Origin of the sequence: Geofilum sp. OHC36d9 (genome assembly GCF_052400685.1) — a bacterium.
GTDB lineage: Bacteria > Bacteroidota > Bacteroidia > Bacteroidales > Marinilabiliaceae > CAZHHH01.
Genome location: NZ_JBQTGJ010000008.1, coordinates 101538 through 120557 on the forward strand (window position 1 = coordinate 101538; position 19020 = coordinate 120557).

Consider the following 19020-nt stretch of genomic DNA (forward strand, 5'->3'; position numbering starts at 1 on the left):
AGCTTCTGTCATGAGAACAAAAGATACTTCGAGTAGGAAGAAATATGACTTCCTTGTGATTGGGTCGGGTATAGCTGGCCTTAGTTTTGCCCTTAAAGTGGCTGGTCACGGACGGGTTTGCCTTATTACCAAGCAAAAGTTGGAAGAAACCAATACGTCGTATGCCCAGGGTGGTATTTCATCGGTGACCTATCAGCCCGACGATTTCGAAAAGCATGTGGCCGACACGCTGAATGCGGGAGCCGGTGTATGTAATGAAGAAGTGGTCCGTATGGTGGTAAACGAAGCGCCTGAGCAAATTGACCAATTGTTGAAATGGGGCACCCATTTTGATAAAACCAAGGATGGTAAATTTGACTTGCACCGTGAGGGAGGACACTCCGAAAATCGGATACTTCATCATAAGGACAATACGGGTTTTGAAATTCAGCGGGCGCTGAGTACAATTATTCGCAATAATCCCAATATTGATTTGCTGGAAAATCATTTTGCTGTTGAACTTATTACGCAACACCATTTGGGTGAAATGGTAAATCGTTGGCGTAAGGATATTCAATGCTATGGGGCATATGTTCTCAATCGCACAACCAATAAAGTGGATACCATACTTGCTAAGGTTACAATGATGGCAACCGGCGGTGTAGGGGCTGTTTATCAGGTAACAACAAATCCTGTTTTTGCAACCGGCGATGGCATTGGCATGGTGTATCGTGCTAAAGGGATGGTTGAAAACATGGAATTTATGCAGTTTCATCCCACTTCTCTATACAATCCAAAAGAACGCCCTTCTTTCCTGATAACAGAGGCGATGCGTGGATTTGGTGGTATTTTGAAGCGTAAAGACGGTTCGCTTTTTATGCATAAATACGATGTGCGTGAAAGTCTGGCACCCCGTGATATTGTTGCCCGCGCCATTGATAACGAAATGAAAACGCATGGCGATGACTTCGTCTTTTTGGATGTGACGCACAAAAGTGAGGAAGAGATAAAAAAGCATTTTCCGAATATTTTTCAAAAATGCCTTTCTATCGGAATTGATATTAGTAAGCAAATGATTCCTGTGGTGCCAGCCGCTCACTACACGTGCGGAGGTATCAAGGTCGATATGAAAGCCCGTACAACCATTAATCGTTTGTATGCCGCCGGAGAATGTAGTTCTACCGGCTTGCATGGTGCCAATCGTTTGGCATCGAACTCCTTATTGGAAGCGTTGGTGTATGCCGATGCGGCTGCAAAGGACGCCATTAATAATATTGGTGCGTACACGTTTTGCGATAAAGTTCCTGAATGGAATGATGAGGGGACATCTATCCCTGAGGAGATGGTGCTCATCACGCAAAGTAAGAAAGAGTTGGAACAGATTATGACGACCTACGTGGGTATTGTACGTTCTAATCTTCGTTTAAAACGTGCCCTCGACAGGCTGGAGATATTGTATCATGAAACAGAGAGTCTTTTTCAGCGGTCGGTGGTATCCGAGCCTTTGTGTGAGTTGCGTAATGCCATACAGGCAGGTTACCTGATTATTAAACATGCTCAGCAACGACGCGAAAGCCGTGGCCTCCATTATAATATTGACTATCCCAATCAGTTGGAAACGCATTAATTGTTTTTTTTGTTTTTGATGTAACTTTTCCGATCGGTGGTCCGTCCCATAATTAAAGAAATGGCCCAGGCATGACTGATGCAGAATATAACGAGTGCGTAAATCGCTGTGCGGATCATCTTTACCGGTTTGTTCTCAAAAATATTAAAGATGAGGATAAGGCTTCTGATATTGTTCAGGATGCCTTTGAACGTATGTGGCTGCATCGAAGAAAGGTGGACGGTCTGAAATCTAAAAGTTATCTTTTCACCACGGCTTATCATGTGTTGGTCGACATGGCCCGGCATGATGCCAGGATGGTTCCTATGGCGGATCATATTGGCCAGGATTTTCAGACTGATAATGGATTTTCAGACTTAAACGAGGTGTTGCACAGAGCTGTTGATCTTTTACCGGCCGACCAAAAGATGGTTATTATGCTGCGCGATTACGAAGGCTATTCGTATCAGGAGATAGAGGAGATTACAGGACTCTCGGAAAGTCAGGTCAAGGTTTATATTTATCGGGCGCGCATTTTTCTCAAGAATTACATTGGTAAAATGGAGGTGGTACTATGAATAGGCCTAATATAAATATTAACAGCGATAATTATGAGGTTTGGCTGATTGATTATCTCGACGGCAAACTCTCAGGTAATGATGTTGTTGCGGTGCAGCAATTTTTGGCTACTCATCCCCGCATTTTTAATGAGATGAATGAGCTGTCTGGTATTGAATTGCGGCCGGAAAAGGATTCTTTTTATCCTTATAAAGAACATTTGCGTAGAGCACCTGTGCCGTTTGACGATCTTTCGGAATACGACTACTTACTTGCCAAAGCAACGGAGCAGGAGTTGTCGGTCAACGAACAAAGGCAATTATATGATCTTTCACAACAAAGTGAGAAAGTAACTGCCGATTTTCATTGTATGGGTCGAATGAAGCTGCAACCTTCTGATGAGGTTTACCCTTATCGCTCTCAACTGTACCGAAAGTCCTTGGTTACAGCTGGTATGTGGTGGAAAACAGCTGCGGCTGCTGTTCTTATTTTTTTCTTTTTGGCTGATAGAGGAGTGATTGATCAGTCTGTCTCCTCCCCGATGGTTGCTTACAGTTCTGATAATGAATTGTTAGTGAGTGAAGAGGCGAATGTGGGCAGCACAACGGTTAATAAAGATACTGTACGCAGAATTGCTGCAGCAGCGGCTTTTAGTGAGCCGAGGACTCAGACTCTTGTTGCCCAACCTGTTATTACTGGTGAAAGAAGAGTGCAAGAGAAAGCCACAGAAGTTATTTCTACTATAACACCCCGGCTAAAAACGCCTGTAATCGTTGAGAATTCCTATCTCAACAGTTACGAAGAAGGCCTTTCACTGATGTTGCCTCATTATCTTAAAAACCGACGTTTGTTGGCATCGTCGGATGGGGCCGTAGAGTCTGAAGATCAGCCTAGAGAAGAGATGTCAATGGAACTGACTACTAAAACCACCCGATTGCTCGGTCGCTTAGCTCCTTTTAATCTTGCTTATACCCGCAAGTATAACGAAGAAGGGCGTCTGATAGCCATTAATGTTAAGTCTGACAACTTCGAACTGGAACAACGTGTGGGACGGTTACGGTAATTTGTCGCGTTGCAATTCATTGTTATCTACCGGATGTTTATGGTCTTTTAGTGATCATTTTATCTCATTTTGATTTTTTCGTTGTACAAGTTTTTTCAACGGTGGCTTTTTTTTTCTATAGGCCTGTAACTTTTGAGACGGTTTATGGTCTTAATGATACAATAGGGCGAGAAAACAATAATTCCCGGGTCGGACCCTATTTAATATCTGTCCATAAAGATTGGATTTTATAGACATACTCTGATTTAGTGCCAGTAAGAAAATTAAGTGCTTGATAAGAAATATTCAAATTCAAGTCTTGCTAAGTCCAGAAAAAGGGAGTTTACTATGGTAAATGATCAATCAGAGGACAAGCATGATGCAGAAGTTTGACTTTTTTGCAGGCTTTATTTAAACATTTTTAATTTGAACGTTATGTTACGTGTATATTTACTTGCAATTTTAGCCTTTTGGCTCGGTTCTGTTTTTGCACAGGACAGTTATATGTCGGTTGATAAGTCTCTTTTAAAATTGGATTCATTGAGAGATGTTGTATCGGTAGAAGAAACACTGGAGCATACCCGGGTTCTGTTCCCTGGGGGAAATGTGGAGGTGAGTCATTTTAGTGATACCATAACCAGAATATCCGTTGGTCGTCAGCGATTTGAGGTGATTGATGATGGCGCCAATACGCGAATCCGGATGGTGCACGAACCTAGGGAAGATTTTAAAGGGCACTGGGGTGGTTTTGAAATGGGACTGAATAATTTCTTTTATTCCGCACCTTTTGATAATAATTTGCCGCCAGAGTCGGTTTTTATGGACTTGAATGGCGGAAAATCGATTGTTGTCGGAATTAATGTGTTACCCTATTCTATAGGGTTACAAAAAAATGGTAACAATATTGGGTTGGTCACAGGATTGGGTCTCACCATCAATAATTATCGTTTGGATTCACCTTACTTACTATCAAAGGACGCAAGTGGTATAACCGTAGGAACCGCAGCTGACCGCCCAGTGAAAAAAAATAAAATTACGACGACCTGGCTCACGGTACCTTTGTTGCTGGAAGCTCAGTTTCCGGCGTCGGAGATGCAACATAGGGCTTATATTAGTGGCGGTTTGTATGGTGGGTTTAAAATGGGGTCGCATACCAAAGTGGTTTATGATGACAACGGTGGTGATAAAAAAGATAAATCCCGTAAAGATATTAATTTGAATTCCTTTAAGTATGGTGCGACAATACGATTGGGATATCGATTCGTTAATTTGTTTGCGACCTGCGATTTGTCTCCTATGTTCCAGAAGAATCAGGGGCCTGAGATTTATCCCTGGAGTGTTGGTCTTACTTTAGTTGGTTTTTAAATAATTCAATGATATGCGACGCGCAACTATTTTATTCTTTTGTATGTTATTGACAGCCTGCTATGGGGTTGTTTCCGCTTCGGAGATGATTCAGATTTCGGATACACGATGGCAGATGCGACCCGGTATTTATCGCGTGTTAAAAGATGGTCGAATGGGGGTGGTCGATAGTACCAATAAAGTTTTGGTTCCTTTTCACTATGATCAGGTGTATGATCTTGATGACGATAATTATGTGAAGGTTTTAAAAAATTTGAAAATTGGTTTATATCATCTTGATAAAGGATTAATTCTGCCGGCAGAGTACGATCAGATTTGGCCTTTTAAAGATGGGAAGGCACGAATTTTGAAAAATCGTCTTTTGGGTTACACTGATATGATGGGGCATATTATAATACCTTGTGAATACAGCCATATCACCGCCGAAAGGAATGGAACTTTTCGGGTGATAAGAAATGGACAGGAGGGATTGCTCGATCATGACGGAAACATACTATTGCCTTCTGAATATCAAAAAATATGGCCTTTTGAAAATGGTTATGCCCGGGTTCTGAAAAATGGAAGGATGGGAATGGTTGATAGCTCAGGACGTGAAATTGTTCCTGCCATTTATATGCAATTATCGCCTTTTGATGGTGGAGTGGCCAGAGCGGAGGTCGACGATAACATCGTTTGGCTTGATACATTGGGGCGTTATGTTGATAAAGTTGAAGTTTCCCCAATGGTGCCCGACATTAAGGAGAAGGCGGTCCCCGCAAAAGAAGCTGAACAACGGAAAGAGCGTCCCTCGCCGGCTATTCGTATTGGAAATGATAATGTGGTTATTCGAAAAGAGAATGGTGTGAAGGAGATTACCATATCGTCGGCATCATCATCTTTCACGCATAAAAGGAAAAAGAAAAGACGTTTTCATGGTCATTTGGATGGTGTTCACCTGGGTTTCAACAGTTATCTCAACGCCGATCAGAAAGAAGATATGCCGGCTGGTTATGAGTTTATGGAAGTAATTCCTGAAAAGTCGGTGGAAGTAGCGGTTTACCCTGTTAAGGAGAGTTTCGGGTTGATAGGTTCTTGTGTCGGACTTGTTGGTGCCGTCGGTATTCAGTATAACAATTATCGGTTTGATTTTGATAGAGGCTCAGAGTTGACCAACCTCCCTGTCGATTGGTTTCCACCGGTACCCGAAACAGCGAGTGTCAGCAAAACCAAGTTAACGGTGCTGAGTCTTAATGTGCCTTTGATGCTTGAGGTTCAAATTCCGGAGTCCCGGAATCCGGGCAAATCACTTTATCTGTCTGCGGGTGTTGTTGGCAGCGTGAGGTTGCGGTCGCACACCAAAGTGGTATTTAACGACGAAAGTTCTCAGAAAAAAAAGAATCATGACGATTTTAATTTAAATGCTTTTCGTTACTCCTATTTAGCACGGCTTGGCTATGATAGTATCGGAATATATGCCACTTATTCGCCTGTTTCACTCTTTGAAAAGGATAAAGGTCCTGAGTTGTACCCTTATTCAGTTGGGTTGACGTTTAATTTTTAGAGCTAATTAAGCTGCGGGGTGGCCCACTCCGCTTTCTGTTTGCGTTGGATTGATTCTTTTTGCTTTAGTACTGCATTACATTATATTGATGAGACATGCTGACTTATAGGTAAATCGAGTCACAATTTTTTTGGTATTACAGTAATGAAGCCTTCCGGTTTTTCCGTAAGTGCGAAAGAATCATTATTTTGGTAGTTTTAATGGCCATCAAGATGAAATGTTCTTTAGCTATTACGGTTTTTTTATGGTTTTCGGCGATTGCGGTATCTGCTCAATTTTTTAAAGGTGGCGTCAAAGGCGGGATGACGGCTTCCCAGGTATCGGGAGACCATCTGTCAGGACTCGATAAGTTTGGCTTTTACGGTGCTGTATATACCATGTATCCCATTTCAACAGTATCATACCTTCAGATGGAAGTGATGTATATTCAAAAAGGCAGCCGCTCTATCCCCGGTGAGAAGAATGATTATTTTGACTACAAATTCGCACTGCACTACGTCGAGGTTCCTCTGCTTTACGTTTATAATATTTCAGATTTTTTTCAACATAATGCTTTCGACGACGTGCTTTTATATGGCGGGTTATCTGTTTCAAAACTGGTCGGGTATAGCGAAACCCAGGACGACCAGTCGCTCAGTGGTTCCTATAACACCCGTTATAAACCCGTTGAATTGAATTTTTTGGCCGGTTTTTGTTATCCGCTTACGTCGTCGCTTTATGCAACCTTTGGGTATTCCAATTCTTTGACTACCATTCGTTCATCGTCCATCAGCTCCTCCAATGGTTTAACAAGCGGGCAGTACAATTCTGTTTGGTCATTGGGGCTTTCTTTTGTTGTTTGGTAGATTTAAAAATAAACATGTTGCACAACAGTGTTTTTGCTTTGTTGGCTTCTTATAATCCCATTAATTTTAAAGATTGTTAAAAAGGATTTTTTAATCCGGTTTGTTGATTATGTAACTGTTTTATTATTATTTCTTTATCTTTTTTGGATTGTTAATTTCGGAAAGAATTTTTTAGGGATTTTTCACGCCAAATTAGACAAAATATAAATAAAGAACTTTTTCTTTATTTATATTGAGAAAAACTGAGGAAGCACCTACATTTGCAGGGAAAGTAACAAAGTTTACAATCTTTTGTAATCAATGCTTTTTAAATATAACTAACTGATGCTTTTTTAATTAAAAAGAAACATTTATGAGCAGTTTATTTTGTTCTTCCATTGGGAAAAAATTGCTGATGGGATTATCAGGCGTTTTTCTGATGTTGTTTTTGTTGATACACCTCACGTTAAATTCGTTTTTGTTGATACCTGACGGTGGTGAGATGTTCAACGCAGGGGCCCATTTTATGGCCACTAACCCCATGATTAAAATCATAGAACCGGTACTGGCTATTGGTTTTTTGATTCATATTATCTGGGGAATTTTGTTAACGGTTCAAAACAGCAAAGCGCGTGGCAACGATCGTTATGCCTCCGGCAAAAAGACAGCTGGTGTAACCTGGGCTTCGCAGAATATGCTGGTTTTGGGTTCTACTATTTTTGCCTTTTTGATTCTTCACCTGGCTCATTTTTGGGTAAAGATGAAATTCGTTGGCGATCCGTTACTGGAACCTGTAACCATGAATATTGGCGGTTTGGAAACTGAGGTTGAAAATGCTTATGCCTTGGTTAATGCGACCTTTTCGTATTTATGGATTGTCATTGTGTACGCAGTGGCTGGTGTTGGTTTGGCTTTACACCTCTCGCACGGCTTCTGGTCTTCGTTTCAAACCATTGGTTTTAGCAATCAGCTGTGGCGTAAACGTTTAACCGTTATTGGAAACATTTATGCATGGGTGGTTGGTTTAGGCTTTGCCTTAATTGCTGTTTTTCAATATTTATTCTTTCAATAATCATTTTTAATCTCTATTAGATTATGGTAAAGATTGATGCTAAAATTCCCGAAGGGCCGTTGGCTCAGAAGTGGACAAATTATAAGGCGCACCAAAAACTGGTGAACCCTTCCAATAAAAGAAAACTAGATATCATTGTTGTAGGAACCGGTTTGGCAGGTGCTTCGGCTGCTGCTTCGTTTGGCGAGCTGGGTTTCAATGTAAAGGTATTCACCATTCAGGATTCTCCGCGACGTGCGCATTCTATTGCTGCTCAGGGGGGGATTAATGCGGCAAAAAATTATCCCAACGATGGGGACTCGGTTTACCGTTTGTTTTACGATACCGTTAAAGGTGGTGATTATCGTGCCCGCGAAGCCAACGTTTATCGTTTGGCTGAGGTTAGTAATTCCATTATTGACCAGTGCGTAGCTCAGGGCGTACCTTTTGCTCGCGAATACGGCGGTTTACTTGACAATCGTTCATTTGGTGGGGCGCAGGTTAGCCGTACTTTTTATGCTAAAGGACAAACCGGTCAGCAGTTGTTGCTGGGAGCCTACCAGGCTTTAATGCGTCAGGTAGAGAAGAAGACCGTTACGATGCATACCCGCACCGAACTTGTTAACATTGTTTTAGTGGATGGAAAAGCACGCGGTATCATTACCAGAGATCTGGTTACCGGTAAACTGGAACGTCATTTTGGGCATGCCGTAGTACTGGCCACTGGTGGTTATGGAAATACATTTTTCCTTTCTACCAATGCAATGGGTTCAAACGGTTCCGCTATTGTACGGGCTTTTCAGAAAGGTGCGATGTTTGCTAATCCTTGTTATGCACAAATTCATCCTACTTGTATTCCGGTTCACGGTGAGTTTCAAAGTAAACTAACTTTAATGTCGGAGTCGCTTCGTAACGATGGTCGTATCTGGACGCCTAAAAAGAAGGAACATGCAGAAGCCATTCGTGCCGGTAAGATGAAACCTACAGAGATAGCTGAAGAAGATCGCGATTATTATTTGGAACGCCGTTATCCTGCTTTTGGTAATCTGGTGCCTCGTGATGTGGCATCCCGGGCCGCCAAAGAACGTTGCGATGCCGGTTACGGTGTTGGTGCTACAGGTTTGGCTGTTTATCTTGATTTTAAAGAAGCCATTGAACGTTTGGGTGAAGATGTTATTCGCGCTCGTTATGGGAACTTGTTCCAGATGTACAACAAAATTGTGGATGAAAATCCATACGAAACACCGATGATGATTTATCCGGCGATGCACTATACCATGGGTGGTATCTGGGTCGATTATGAGTTACAAACAACTGTTCCGGGGTTATTTTGTGCCGGTGAGGCAAATTTCTCTGACCACGGTGCTAACCGTTTAGGAGCTTCCGCTTTGATGCAGGGATTGGCCGATGGCTATTTTGTTTTACCTTATACTATACAGAATTATTTGGCTGATGATATACGAACACCACGAATGACCTGCGACGAGAAAGAGTTTGTGGATGCCGAAGCAGAGTCAAAGGATCGCTTGAGCAAGTTGCTTTCTATTAAAGGAAAACGCTCGGTTGACAGCATCCATAAGGAATTGGGGCTGGTTATGTGGGATTTTGTTGGTATGGCCCGCAATAAAGAAGGATTACAAGAGGCTATTGATAAAATTCGTGCCATTAAAAAGGAATTCTGGAGTAACTTACGTATTCCTGGTACCGGAGATGGGATGAACATTGAACTTGAGAAAGCCAACCGTTTGGCCGACTTTATCGAGATTGGCGAATTGATGGCATTGGATGCCCTTGATCGTGAAGAATCGTGTGGTGGTCACTTCCGTGAGGAACATCAAACTCCCGAAGGTGAAGCTTTACGTCACGATGATAAGTATGCTTATGTGTCATGTTGGCAATACCAGGGTGAAGGTAAAGAGCCTGCGAAGAATGTTGAGCCGCTTAATTTTGAAGAAATAGAGCTCGTTCAGCGTAATTACAAATAATGGTAGGCAAGTTCAATTTATTTAACGGAGTTTAATCATGGAAAATACAATAAATCTTACGCTCAAAGTCTGGCGACAAAACGGACCACGTGAAAAGGGCCGCTTCGAGACTTACAAGGTTAGTAATATTTCAACCGATAGCTCGTTCCTCGAAATGATGGATATTCTTAATGAACAACTCATTAACGAAGATAAAGAGCCGGTGGCTTATGATCATGACTGCCGCGAAGGTATTTGCGGTATGTGTTCACTCTATATTAACGGTCGTCCTCATGGACCCGACGATGATGTTACCACCTGCCAGTTGCACATGCGTAAGTTTAAGGATGGGCAAACTGTGACTATTGAACCATGGCGTTCTGCAGGTTTCCCGGTGATTAAGGATCTGATTGTTGATCGCTCGGCTTTTGATAAAATCATTGCTGCCGGTGGTTATGTGTCAGTGAATACAGGTGGGGTACCCGATGCTAATTCTATTCCAATTACCAAAGCAAATGCTGATGAAGCCATGGATGCGGCCTCATGCATTGGTTGTGGAGCTTGTGTTGCAGCCTGTAAAAACGGATCGGCAATGTTGTTCGTTTCGGCTAAAGTGAGTCAATTGGCTCTTCTGCCACAAGGAAAAGCTGAAGCTTCGCGCCGTGCTAAGAATATGGTCGCTCGTATGGATGAGTTGGGATTTGGTAATTGTACCAATACCGGAGCTTGCGAGGTTGAATGTCCCAAAGGTGTATCAATTGCAAATATTGCTCGTTTAAACCGTGAGTTCTTATCTGCTAAATTGAAAGATTAAGAAGTCGATCGTTTAAAAATTTTATTTGGTATATCAAAGAGCTACTTCAGGAATGAAGTGGCTCTTTTGCGTTTACCGTTTTCTATGGTTGTGATTTGGTTGTTGAAGGTTTGTTATTGCGGTTTTAACCATAAAGACAAAAGCGTATTATTTTGCTGGAATGGGAAGAATGAAAGGGGATGTGAATGTGTATAGGTGAAATTAAAGGACTATGGCGTTGTTATAGGTTGAGGAAAATAAAAAGGAGAAAACCTGTTTTGGTTTCCTCCTTTTTTATTTTTTCTCCCGATTATTCATTGGGGCGACGATTTTTTCGTTCCTCTTGTCGTTTTTGTTGTAGTTCGTCAAATTTTGTTTGTTGCTCTTCCGTGAGAACTGCTTTTATTTTTTTATTGTAAGTTTTTTGCTCTTCTTTAAAAGCTTTCATGTTTGCGTCGCGGTCTTTTTCTTTGGCTTCCCGGTTTTCATCGCGTTTGGCTTTCATGGCTGTTCGTTGTTCTTCCATGATTGAAGCGATTTTTTGAGTTTGTTCGGCGGTTAATGATAATTCTGTTTTCATCTCTTCGAGCTGTTTTTTTTGCATCTCTTCCATGTTCGGTCTTTGTGGTCTTTCGCGACGTTGTTGAGAAGAAGCATTATTCAAACAAAAAATCAGGCCCAGGGCCATTAATCCGGTGGTTAAAAGTTTCTTTTTCATAATGTGTATTGTTATAGTTTGTACTGCGAAAGTTACTTTTGTTATAGTTGATTGCCAAGATTAACCGATGAGTCTGGTAATTATGGCGTTGAAATGGATAATTGTGGGGGTGAGTATGCTTTTTTTGATCGGTATTTTAAGTTTAACCTCTCCCTATTTGGTTAAGTCTGATATGGAAATGGTTCGTATTTTAACAAATGGCTATTCGTCGATTGTTGCAGATTAATGAAAAACGACTGCTTTTGCGGGTTTTATTGGCTGTTTTTGTCGTATTAGTAAGAATGTATGGCTATGTCGTGCAAGGTGGTTTTAGACCTTGTTTTTGACGTTTATGGTGAATGTGCCGATGGTGGCCATGCCTACGGGTGAATAATGCAATATCTTAATCTGTATTTTTAAAGGTGTAATCACAGGCTTAAGAAAGGCCTGTGATTGTTACTCATTAGAAGTTTTCTTCGTCAAATTCGGGATACAGAAAGTCGTTGTATGGAAATCGGGTGACATGTATTTTTAACACTTCATCGTAAAGTGTTTTTTTGAACTCTTCGAAATATGTCTTTTCACGTGCCGAAATAAAGATGGAAGGGGTATCTTTTGCCATCCATGTTTGTTTTAAGTCTTCGAGGGTTAAATTAGCATTGGTCGCTGGTGTAAGGTCGTCTTCTTCTTTGGGAATGTGAGAGTAGGCATCAATTTTATTAAATATCATGATGGTTGGTTTCTCGCGATTGTCAATTTCTCGTAACGTGTTGTTCACGACTTCTATTTGTTGTTCAAATCCGGGGTGAGAGATGTCAACAATATGAAGGAGCAAATCGGCTTCGCGAACTTCATCTAGTGTCGATTTAAATGATTCGACCAGGTGGTGAGGTAATTTGCGAATGAAACCTACCGTATCTGCCAGCAGAAATGGTAGATTTCCCAACACAACTTTGCGTACGGTGGTGTCGAGTGTTGCAAACAGTTTGTTTTCAGCAAAAACTTCGCTTTTACTGAGACTGTTCATAAGGGTTGATTTTCCAACGTTGGTGTATCCAACCAGTGCTACACGAACCATTTTACCTCTGTTTTTACGTTGGGTTGCCATTTGTCGGTCAATTTTCTCCAGATCTTTTTTCAGTTTGGAGATGATGTCACGAATAATCCGGCGGTCGGTTTCTATTTCTTTTTCTCCGGGGCCGCGCATTCCAATACCACCACGTTGACGCTCCAGGTGCGTCCACATACGGGTAAGACGAGGTAATAAATATTGATATTGAGCCAGCTCAACCTGGGTTTTCGCATGCGCCGTGCGAGCACGACTGGCAAAAATGTCGAGTATTAAATTTGTTCTATCCAGGATTCTGCGATGCAGGTTTGTTTCTATGTTTTTCAGTTGCACGGGCGACAGTTCGTCGTCAAATATAACCGAGTTTATTTCTTCATGTATTTTCAGATAATCGTGGATTTCCTCCAGTTTTCCGCTACCCACATAAGTGCGGTTATCAGCCATTGTGAGTGATTGGGTGAAACGTTTGGAGACCTCAGCCCCTGCTGTTCTGGCCAGAAATTCCAGTTCATCAAGATGCTCGGTCACTTCGGCCTCGCTTAAATCTGGCGTGCGAACTGCCACCAGTATGACTTTTTCAAGTTCTTTATCGGTTGAAATAAGATTGGTCATATATAAGTTGTTTTCAGCAAAAGTAATGCAATTTTATCAACAATAATGAAGTAATGGAGAGGTTCTTTAATGGTGGGCTGAAAGACAAAAAAGCCCGGTATAGCCGGGCTTTTTGTCTTTTTTATACTAAAAGTTTTATTGCAGTACAAAATTGATGGGTACCGTGTAAGAAACACGAACCGGACGGTTTCTTTGTTTCCCGGGTTTCCATTTGGGCATTGCTTCAACCACGCGCAAAGCTTCACGGTCAAGACTGGGGTCAACGCCACGAAGTACCGTTGCATTGGTAACTTCACCTTTGGTGTTGATTACAAACTGAATGTAAACACGCCCCTGAATGCCGTTTTCCTGAGCAATGACAGGATATTTAACCGAACTGGCCAAATATTTTTGTAAGGCAGCCTGTCCGCCTGGAAACTCTGGCATTTCTTCAACAATCATGAAGATTTCACCGGTATCCCTTTGTTCTTCTTCCACTGCGATGTCGCTGAAATCAACCATGGCATTTTCATCCATTTCAGTATCCATGATTTCCAATTCTTCTTCCAACTCTACATCGTCATCAACAATGGTAAGAATGTCGGCCGCTTTTGGCGGTGGTGGTGGTGGTGGTGGTTTTACCTCCTCCTGACGGGTGATGGGGATAATTTCTTCTTCAACCTCAACGGCCTCATCCTGAAGACTCATATCAACCGACACATCGGTTGAGGTCCATTCGAAGGCAATCAAGACCAAGGAGAGCACGACAACAAGACCAATCTGCATAAATACAGTTTTCTTGCTTTCGAGATCCGCTTTAGGTGACTTTTTAATTTCCATATCAAAATGGTTACTGGTTTATTATGTACTTAAAGATAAAGAACAAACAGAAATTAAGCAATGCATTAGACTTTCTTCTGCCTCTTAAAGGGGTAAAAATAGTTGTTTCTGATGAAAAAAAGGAATCTTTTTTTATTGATTTGATAAAGATATCTGTTTTTTTAAAAAATTAACGTTTAAACGCTTTTTTTCTGCAGTAGTGAAGTCTTTTTACTATTTGTTTTGTAATACAAAGTTGATGGGAACCGTGTAGGCGACTTTTACCAGTCGGCCTTTTCTTTTGCCTGGTTTCCAGTCGGGCATTGATTCTACAACACGTAGTGCTTCTTTGTCCAGACTTGGATCGACGCCTCTGTATACCTCTGCATTTATAACTGCGCCGTTGGTGTCAACTACGAAACGAATATAGACACGACCCTGTATGTCGTTATTTTGAGCGACATATGGATAGCGAACAGCATGTGAGAGGAATTTCATTAATGCCTGGTTTCCACCCGGGAATTCGGGCATCTCATCTACCCAGTCATAAACAGGATCGGGCTCACGTTCTTCTTTAACCGTCAACAGAGAAAGGTCTAACTGCGTTTCCGGGGTGGCTTCAGAGTTGAAGTCAATCGGATTGGTTGTAACCGGGGTGTCGTCTTTGACGATTTCCAGCAAATCTGCCGGTTTCGGTTTTGGCGGTGGTGGCGGAGTCGTCTCGGTTATCATGGTGATTGGAATCACGTCGACTTCTACGGTCGTTTGATCGTTCCAAAGGGGTAAGTCTGATGCGATGTCTGTTTTTGACCATTCAAAAGCAATCAGAACAATAGATAATGCCGCGATAAACCCGATTTCAAGAAAAACAGATCTTTTGTTTTCAAGATTTGCCTGAGATGTTTTTTTAGTTTCCATGGGGTCCTCCTGTTTTGGTTAGTTTTATTAAGTTAATATGAAGAACGGGCTAAATCAATTCATTTTTAATTATTTAACGATTTAACGGTTGATCGAAATGATTAATTCCTTTGTAGATGGGAGATTTGTTATTTTGGATTAACGGTTGAGTTCTTTTTTTTGATAAAATTAACCCTGGCGTGTTAGTCTTTTAACGATGTTTAGAGTCTGGATAAAATGGGGAACCGTTAGTCAATACCTGTTTATCAACTTCTGTGCTTTGCTTGTCTTCACAATGTATATTTACCAGAGGATATTCACTTTTTCGGCTTTCGCAAGATTTGAATCTGAATTTTTCCTATCAAACAATGGAGTTTTCTTACTCATACTTAATTCATCGTTATTTATTTCTATAATACTGGCTATTATTCGCTTTTGGTATGGAATTATGGCGAAGTGTCGAAAAAGAATGGCTGGTCGTATAATTTACCGACAAAAGGTTTGGATGATTAACTATTTTTGAATTATATTTGCAACGCTAAAAAAGGGGGCATAGCTCAGTTGGCTAGAGCGTTTGACTGGCAGTCAAGAGGTCAGGGGTTCGACTCCCCTTGTCTCCACTAAAAAGCTGAAACGACATGTTTCGGCTTTTTTTATGCTTTCTTAACGCCTTTTTTGTCTCACGGTTTTCACTCCTAAGGGTATTATCTTAATTTTGTAGAGTTACGCCTCATTTTATGATATCATTAACAACTACATACGGATGACAGATAATTCCGGTAAGATATTAAAAAGCATAAGTCCTGTACGCATTATTTTGCCTATATTAATAGGTTTGGCGGTAACCGGATGGCTACTATACAAGGAGTATGTACCGGGCTCATTTTCTTTATTAAGTTTTACATTGCAATCGTTATTCTGGCTATTGTTGGCTTTTGTTTTAATGGCCGTTAGAGACTTTGGCTATATGATTCGCTTACGGGTGTTAACCAACCGTAAAATTAACTGGTTGGCCTCGTTTAATATTATTATGCTTTGGGAGTTTACCTCGGCTATAACGCCTTCGGCCATTGGAGGTACCAGCGTGGCTGTTTTTTTTATTAATAAGGAAGGGGTGAAGCTGGGGCGAAGTACGGCCGTTGTTATGGTTACATCTTTTCTTGACGAATTGTATTTTATTCTTACGTTTCCTCTAATTCTTTGGTGGATAGGAAGCGTTGATATTTTTTCATTGGGAGCGGGCGAAGCTGACTTGCCATGGTATGAAAACCAATTTTTGGTATTTGCATTGGTTGGTTATGCTGTAAAGCTGGCCTATACATTGGTTATTTCTTACGGTTTGTTTTTTAATCCCCGTGGTTTAAAATGGGTGCTATTGTGGATTTTCAGGTTGCCAATTATTCGCAAATGGCGACCACAGGCCAATGAATCAGGGACCGATTTGGTGTACGCTTCGCAGGAATTTCGTGACTGGCCGGTGAAAAAATGGCTACAGGCTTTTGGCGCTACGGCTTTAAGCTGGACAGCCCGATATTGGGTGGTAAATGCGTTGATTATTACTTTTTTTGGTTTCAAATGGCTTGACTGGAACGAACATATTCTTGTTTTCGGGAAACAGCTGGTGATGTGGATTATGATGCTTGTTAGTCCCACCCCAGGTGGCAGCGGTTTTGCCGAGTATGTATTTAAAGGTTTCCTATCAGTGTTTATTCCTGCCGGAACGGGCGTAACATTGGCTTTCTTTTGGCGTTTGGTTAGTTATTATCCATATTTGTTGATTGGTGCTTTTGTGATACCACGCTGGGTGAAGAAACATTTTGTAACACGAAAAAAGAAGTAAGATTTACTTTTCAGTATAGGAAGAAATAGCCGGCGACAATAAGTGCCACAAAAGCGGTGAATCCTATTTCTTTTATCCATCTGCGTTTTATTTTTTCAAAAAAGTTGGTCAGGAGAACTGACCCCCCTACCGCTGTTAGTGGTATCATTTCCATGGAGAAAAAGGGCGTTAAAACGGCAATAGATGATACCAGCAAAATCCAGATAAACACTCTGAAGTAAAATCGATTAACAATTTTTTGCGCCGGAAGATGCTGAAAGGCTGATAAAATTGAAATGACCAACAGGAAGATGATGGAGGCCATAAAAATTCGTGAAAATACGGTGTGGTTGTATTGACCAGGATTGGCCATTAGGTTCTCCTGCAACTCGGTCAGAAACCAACCTTCCTTATTTATCAGAAAGAAATAGGTAAATGAGAATATAAAGGGCAATAATAGTCCAATAATTGCAGCCATTAAGCTTCTGATATTAGCAACACGCAGAATGCCCATACCGATGATCAGGATGGGAAAAAAGAAAATGCCTTTTGCGTAAAACAGAGATCCAACACCCATGAAAAAGGCGGCGTCAAAGCAACGGTTAATATTTCTGTTTTGCGTTGGGCAGCCAAACAAACGCTCAAGGCCGTGGACCACAAAAAAGAGATAGATCAGAACAGGGTTTAACTTCTGAACTGATAGAAAAGCACTCGTCATCAGACCAAAAATAAGGAGTGGCATTAGTCCCTGATGACTCATTAAATTGTATTGCGACACTATGCGACTGATGGCGAAACCTGTGAGCAAGACCAGCACAAATGAGAATAATGCGCTTTTCCATTGCGAAAAACCGAACCACGGTTGAATCCACCCTGACCACATTGGCATTGCCGGATTATCAAGGGCTGTTATGTGGGCCAGATCGACTATAAAAAGGCGCATCCACATGGCGGCCACCAGTATTACGATAATGACAGCCGAAGCCAGAGTATTTTGATGAAGCTTGTTGAACAGCATAGTAAATTACATCAAATCGAAACCAATATCTTTTCTGAAATATTTGCCATCAAAAATTATTTTTTTAATACTATTTAGCGATAGTTGCCGGGCTTCCTTAATTGATGAGCCAAAAGAAGTAACCGCAAATACACGTCCTCCTGATGTTACTATTTCGTTGTTATTGAGAGTGGTCCCGGCATGAAAGGCAATACTTTTGTCTACATTGTTAACACCGCTTACCTTTATCCCTTTTTGGTAACTTCCGGGATAGCCACCTGAAACCATTACCATGGTAACGGCGGTGCGTGGGTCCACGTCGCATTTTTGTTGGTTGAGGGTGCCTTTTCCGGCTGCCATTAGCAGTTCTAATAAGTCGGAACTGAGGCGTGGCATAACCACTTCGGTTTCAGGATCGCCCATTCTTACGTTGTATTCAATTACGTAAGGTTCATTATTGACTTTAATAAGGCCTAAAAAGATAAAACCTTTGTAGGGTATACTCTCTTTTGCTAATCCGTTTACCGTGGGACGAATGATGCGGTCTTCGATTTTTTGCATAAATGCGGCATCGGCAAACGGAACGGGAGAGACGGCTCCCATCCCCCCTGTATTAAGTCCTGTGTCGCCTTCTCCAATGCGCTTATAGTCCTTGGCCTCAGGCAGCACCACGTAGTTCTTTCCGTCGGTGAGGACAAATACAGAAAGCTCAATACCACTTAAGAATTCTTCGATGACTACAGTGTTCCCGGCTGCGCCGAACTTTCCACTTAGCATGTTATCCAGTTCCAGGCAGGCTTCATTGTAATCATTAATGATAAGAACTCCTTTCCCCGCTGCCAGCCCGTCGGCTTTGAGTACATAAGGAGCTTTCAATGTTTTCATGAATGCTTTGCCGTGCGCAACGCTGGATGCCGTAACTGATAGGTAGCCGGCGGTTGGAATATTATGTCTTTGCATAAATTGTTTGGCAAAATCTTTACTGCCTTCCAATTGTGCGCCTTTTTGAGAGGGGCCGATGATAGTGACTTCTTTCATGGTTTCATCGGCTGCAAAAGAGTCAATAATACCACGTACAAGCGGTTCTTCGGGCCCCACCACCACCAGCCTGATGTTATGGTCGAGAACCGTTTTTTTGACAGTCTCAAAATCATTGGGATCGACAGACAGATTGGTTCCCAGTTCGGCAGTGCCGGCATTACCGGGGGCAAAGAATAGTTGTCCGGCCAACGGACTTTGTTTTATTTTCCATCCAAAAGCATGCTCGCGGCCACCAGAGCCAAGTACCAAAACATTCATTGTATCTATCGTTTATTATTTCATATGTTTATAATTTGTCTCTCAGTTGCCATATGGAACTCGCCAGGATAATCATACTTCTGTGTGTGAATCAATTCCCATGGCTCGTT

At 41.6% G+C, this 19020-nt stretch carries 17 protein-coding genes and 1 tRNA gene; 12 read left to right on the plus strand and 6 right to left on the minus strand.

Features of this window, described 5'->3' with window-relative positions:
• Positions 1 to 10: 10 nt before the first annotated feature.
• From nadB to ACT3CD_RS10145, 9 genes are all read left to right on the plus strand, one after another.
• On the plus strand, positions 11 to 1606 hold the full coding sequence (gene nadB, locus ACT3CD_RS10105; RefSeq protein ID WP_444645363.1) for an L-aspartate oxidase: 1596 nt from the start codon (positions 11 to 13) through the stop codon (positions 1604 to 1606).
• 71 nt (positions 1607 to 1677) lie between these two features.
• A complete protein-coding gene (locus ACT3CD_RS10110; protein ID WP_444645365.1) occupies positions 1678 to 2163 on the plus strand; it encodes an RNA polymerase sigma factor in 486 nt (161 codons plus the stop codon).
• Positions 2160 to 3206, plus strand: a complete 1047-nt coding sequence (locus tag ACT3CD_RS10115; RefSeq protein ID WP_444645367.1) for a hypothetical protein — start codon at positions 2160 to 2162, stop codon at positions 3204 to 3206. Before ACT3CD_RS10110 ends, ACT3CD_RS10115 begins: the two co-directional genes overlap by 4 nt.
• A 414-nt stretch (positions 3207 to 3620) precedes the next feature.
• Entirely contained in the window at positions 3621 to 4550 is a 930-nt protein-coding gene (locus ACT3CD_RS10120) for an outer membrane beta-barrel protein (protein WP_444645368.1), read from the plus strand.
• A gap of 13 nt (positions 4551 to 4563) precedes the next feature.
• On the plus strand, positions 4564 to 6090 hold the full coding sequence (locus ACT3CD_RS10125) for a WG repeat-containing protein (RefSeq protein ID WP_444645370.1): 1527 nt from the start codon (positions 4564 to 4566) through the stop codon (positions 6088 to 6090).
• A gap of 212 nt (positions 6091 to 6302) precedes the next feature.
• On the plus strand, positions 6303 to 6935 hold the full coding sequence (locus ACT3CD_RS10130) for an outer membrane beta-barrel protein (RefSeq protein WP_444645372.1): 633 nt from the start codon (positions 6303 to 6305) through the stop codon (positions 6933 to 6935).
• 352 nt (positions 6936 to 7287) lie between these two features.
• Positions 7288 to 7986: a succinate dehydrogenase cytochrome b subunit gene (locus ACT3CD_RS10135; protein ID WP_444645373.1), complete on the plus strand. Its 699-nt coding sequence runs from the start codon at positions 7288 to 7290 to the stop codon at positions 7984 to 7986.
• A gap of 23 nt (positions 7987 to 8009) precedes the next feature.
• Entirely contained in the window at positions 8010 to 9950 is a 1941-nt protein-coding gene (locus tag ACT3CD_RS10140) for a fumarate reductase/succinate dehydrogenase flavoprotein subunit (protein WP_444645375.1), read from the plus strand.
• Between the two features lie 37 nt (positions 9951 to 9987).
• Entirely contained in the window at positions 9988 to 10743 is a 756-nt protein-coding gene (locus ACT3CD_RS10145; protein WP_444645377.1) for a succinate dehydrogenase/fumarate reductase iron-sulfur subunit, read from the plus strand.
• A gap of 289 nt (positions 10744 to 11032) precedes the next feature.
• Here ACT3CD_RS10145 and ACT3CD_RS10150 read toward each other — a convergent pair whose 3' ends face one another.
• Positions 11033 to 11440 carry a hypothetical protein gene (locus ACT3CD_RS10150; protein WP_444645378.1) on the minus strand — a complete coding sequence of 136 codons (408 nt, stop codon included), beginning with the start codon at positions 11438 to 11440 and terminating at the stop codon, positions 11033 to 11035.
• Positions 11441 to 11507: 67 nt separating this feature from the next.
• Here ACT3CD_RS10150 and ACT3CD_RS10155 point away from each other — a divergent pair, with 67 nt between their 5' ends.
• Positions 11508 to 11666, plus strand: coding sequence for a hypothetical protein (locus tag ACT3CD_RS10155; protein WP_444645380.1), 159 nt, complete (start codon positions 11508 to 11510; stop codon positions 11664 to 11666).
• A 216-nt stretch (positions 11667 to 11882) separates the two neighbouring features.
• Here the strand turns inward: ACT3CD_RS10155 and hflX are convergent, their stop codons facing one another.
• The 3 genes from hflX to ACT3CD_RS10170 all read right to left on the minus strand — a co-directional run bounded on the left by hflX (position 11883) and on the right by ACT3CD_RS10170 (position 14816).
• Positions 11883 to 13100 (minus strand): GTPase HflX, encoded by a 1218-nt coding sequence (gene hflX / locus ACT3CD_RS10160; RefSeq protein ID WP_444645382.1) that lies wholly within the window; start codon positions 13098 to 13100, stop codon positions 11883 to 11885.
• 135 nt (positions 13101 to 13235) lie between these two features.
• On the minus strand, positions 13236 to 13919 hold the full coding sequence (locus ACT3CD_RS10165; protein WP_444645384.1) for an energy transducer TonB: 684 nt from the start codon (positions 13917 to 13919) through the stop codon (positions 13236 to 13238).
• Positions 13920 to 14132: 213 nt separating this feature from the next.
• Entirely contained in the window at positions 14133 to 14816 is a 684-nt protein-coding gene (locus ACT3CD_RS10170; protein ID WP_444645386.1) for an energy transducer TonB, read from the minus strand.
• 525 nt (positions 14817 to 15341) lie between these two features.
• Between ACT3CD_RS10170 and ACT3CD_RS10175 the strand changes: the two genes are divergently transcribed.
• Positions 15342 to 15415, plus strand: a tRNA-Ala gene (locus tag ACT3CD_RS10175).
• A gap of 143 nt (positions 15416 to 15558) precedes the next feature.
• A complete protein-coding gene (locus ACT3CD_RS10180) occupies positions 15559 to 16635 on the plus strand; it encodes a lysylphosphatidylglycerol synthase transmembrane domain-containing protein (RefSeq protein WP_444645388.1) in 1077 nt (358 codons plus the stop codon).
• A gap of 10 nt (positions 16636 to 16645) precedes the next feature.
• On the opposite strand, the gene ACT3CD_RS10185 is transcribed toward ACT3CD_RS10180, so the two are convergent.
• Positions 16646 to 17632 carry a DUF6427 family protein gene (locus ACT3CD_RS10185; protein WP_444645390.1) on the minus strand — a complete coding sequence of 329 codons (987 nt, stop codon included), beginning with the start codon at positions 17630 to 17632 and terminating at the stop codon, positions 16646 to 16648.
• 6 nt (positions 17633 to 17638) lie between these two features.
• Positions 17639 to 18910: a phosphoribosylamine--glycine ligase gene (gene purD, locus ACT3CD_RS10190; protein WP_444645392.1), complete on the minus strand. Its 1272-nt coding sequence runs from the start codon at positions 18908 to 18910 to the stop codon at positions 17639 to 17641.
• Positions 18911 to 19020 lie beyond the last annotated feature (110 nt).

Coding starts and splice junctions, on each gene's coding strand:
- ACT3CD_RS10180 (WP_444645388.1), top strand. CDS start 15,559: ATGACAGATAATTCCGGTAAGATATTAAAAAGCATAAGTCCTGTACGC.
- purD (WP_444645392.1), bottom strand. CDS start 18,910: ATGAATGTTTTGGTACTTGGCTCTGGTGGCCGCGAGCATGCTTTTGGA.
- ACT3CD_RS10120 (WP_444645368.1), top strand. CDS start 3,621: ATGTTACGTGTATATTTACTTGCAATTTTAGCCTTTTGGCTCGGTTCT.
- ACT3CD_RS10125 (WP_444645370.1), top strand. CDS start 4,564: ATGCGACGCGCAACTATTTTATTCTTTTGTATGTTATTGACAGCCTGC.
- ACT3CD_RS10165 (WP_444645384.1), bottom strand. CDS start 13,919: ATGGAAATTAAAAAGTCACCTAAAGCGGATCTCGAAAGCAAGAAAACT.
- ACT3CD_RS10155 (WP_444645380.1), top strand. CDS start 11,508: ATGAGTCTGGTAATTATGGCGTTGAAATGGATAATTGTGGGGGTGAGT.
- ACT3CD_RS10170 (WP_444645386.1), bottom strand. CDS start 14,816: ATGGAAACTAAAAAAACATCTCAGGCAAATCTTGAAAACAAAAGATCT.
- hflX (WP_444645382.1), bottom strand. CDS start 13,100: ATGACCAATCTTATTTCAACCGATAAAGAACTTGAAAAAGTCATACTG.
- ACT3CD_RS10150 (WP_444645378.1), bottom strand. CDS start 11,440: ATGAAAAAGAAACTTTTAACCACCGGATTAATGGCCCTGGGCCTGATT.
- ACT3CD_RS10185 (WP_444645390.1), bottom strand. CDS start 17,632: ATGCTGTTCAACAAGCTTCATCAAAATACTCTGGCTTCGGCTGTCATT.
- ACT3CD_RS10110 (WP_444645365.1), top strand. CDS start 1,678: ATGACTGATGCAGAATATAACGAGTGCGTAAATCGCTGTGCGGATCAT.
- nadB (WP_444645363.1), top strand. CDS start 11: ATGAGAACAAAAGATACTTCGAGTAGGAAGAAATATGACTTCCTTGTG.
- ACT3CD_RS10145 (WP_444645377.1), top strand. CDS start 9,988: ATGGAAAATACAATAAATCTTACGCTCAAAGTCTGGCGACAAAACGGA.
- ACT3CD_RS10115 (WP_444645367.1), top strand. CDS start 2,160: ATGAATAGGCCTAATATAAATATTAACAGCGATAATTATGAGGTTTGG.
- ACT3CD_RS10140 (WP_444645375.1), top strand. CDS start 8,010: ATGGTAAAGATTGATGCTAAAATTCCCGAAGGGCCGTTGGCTCAGAAG.
- ACT3CD_RS10130 (WP_444645372.1), top strand. CDS start 6,303: ATGAAATGTTCTTTAGCTATTACGGTTTTTTTATGGTTTTCGGCGATT.
- ACT3CD_RS10135 (WP_444645373.1), top strand. CDS start 7,288: ATGAGCAGTTTATTTTGTTCTTCCATTGGGAAAAAATTGCTGATGGGA.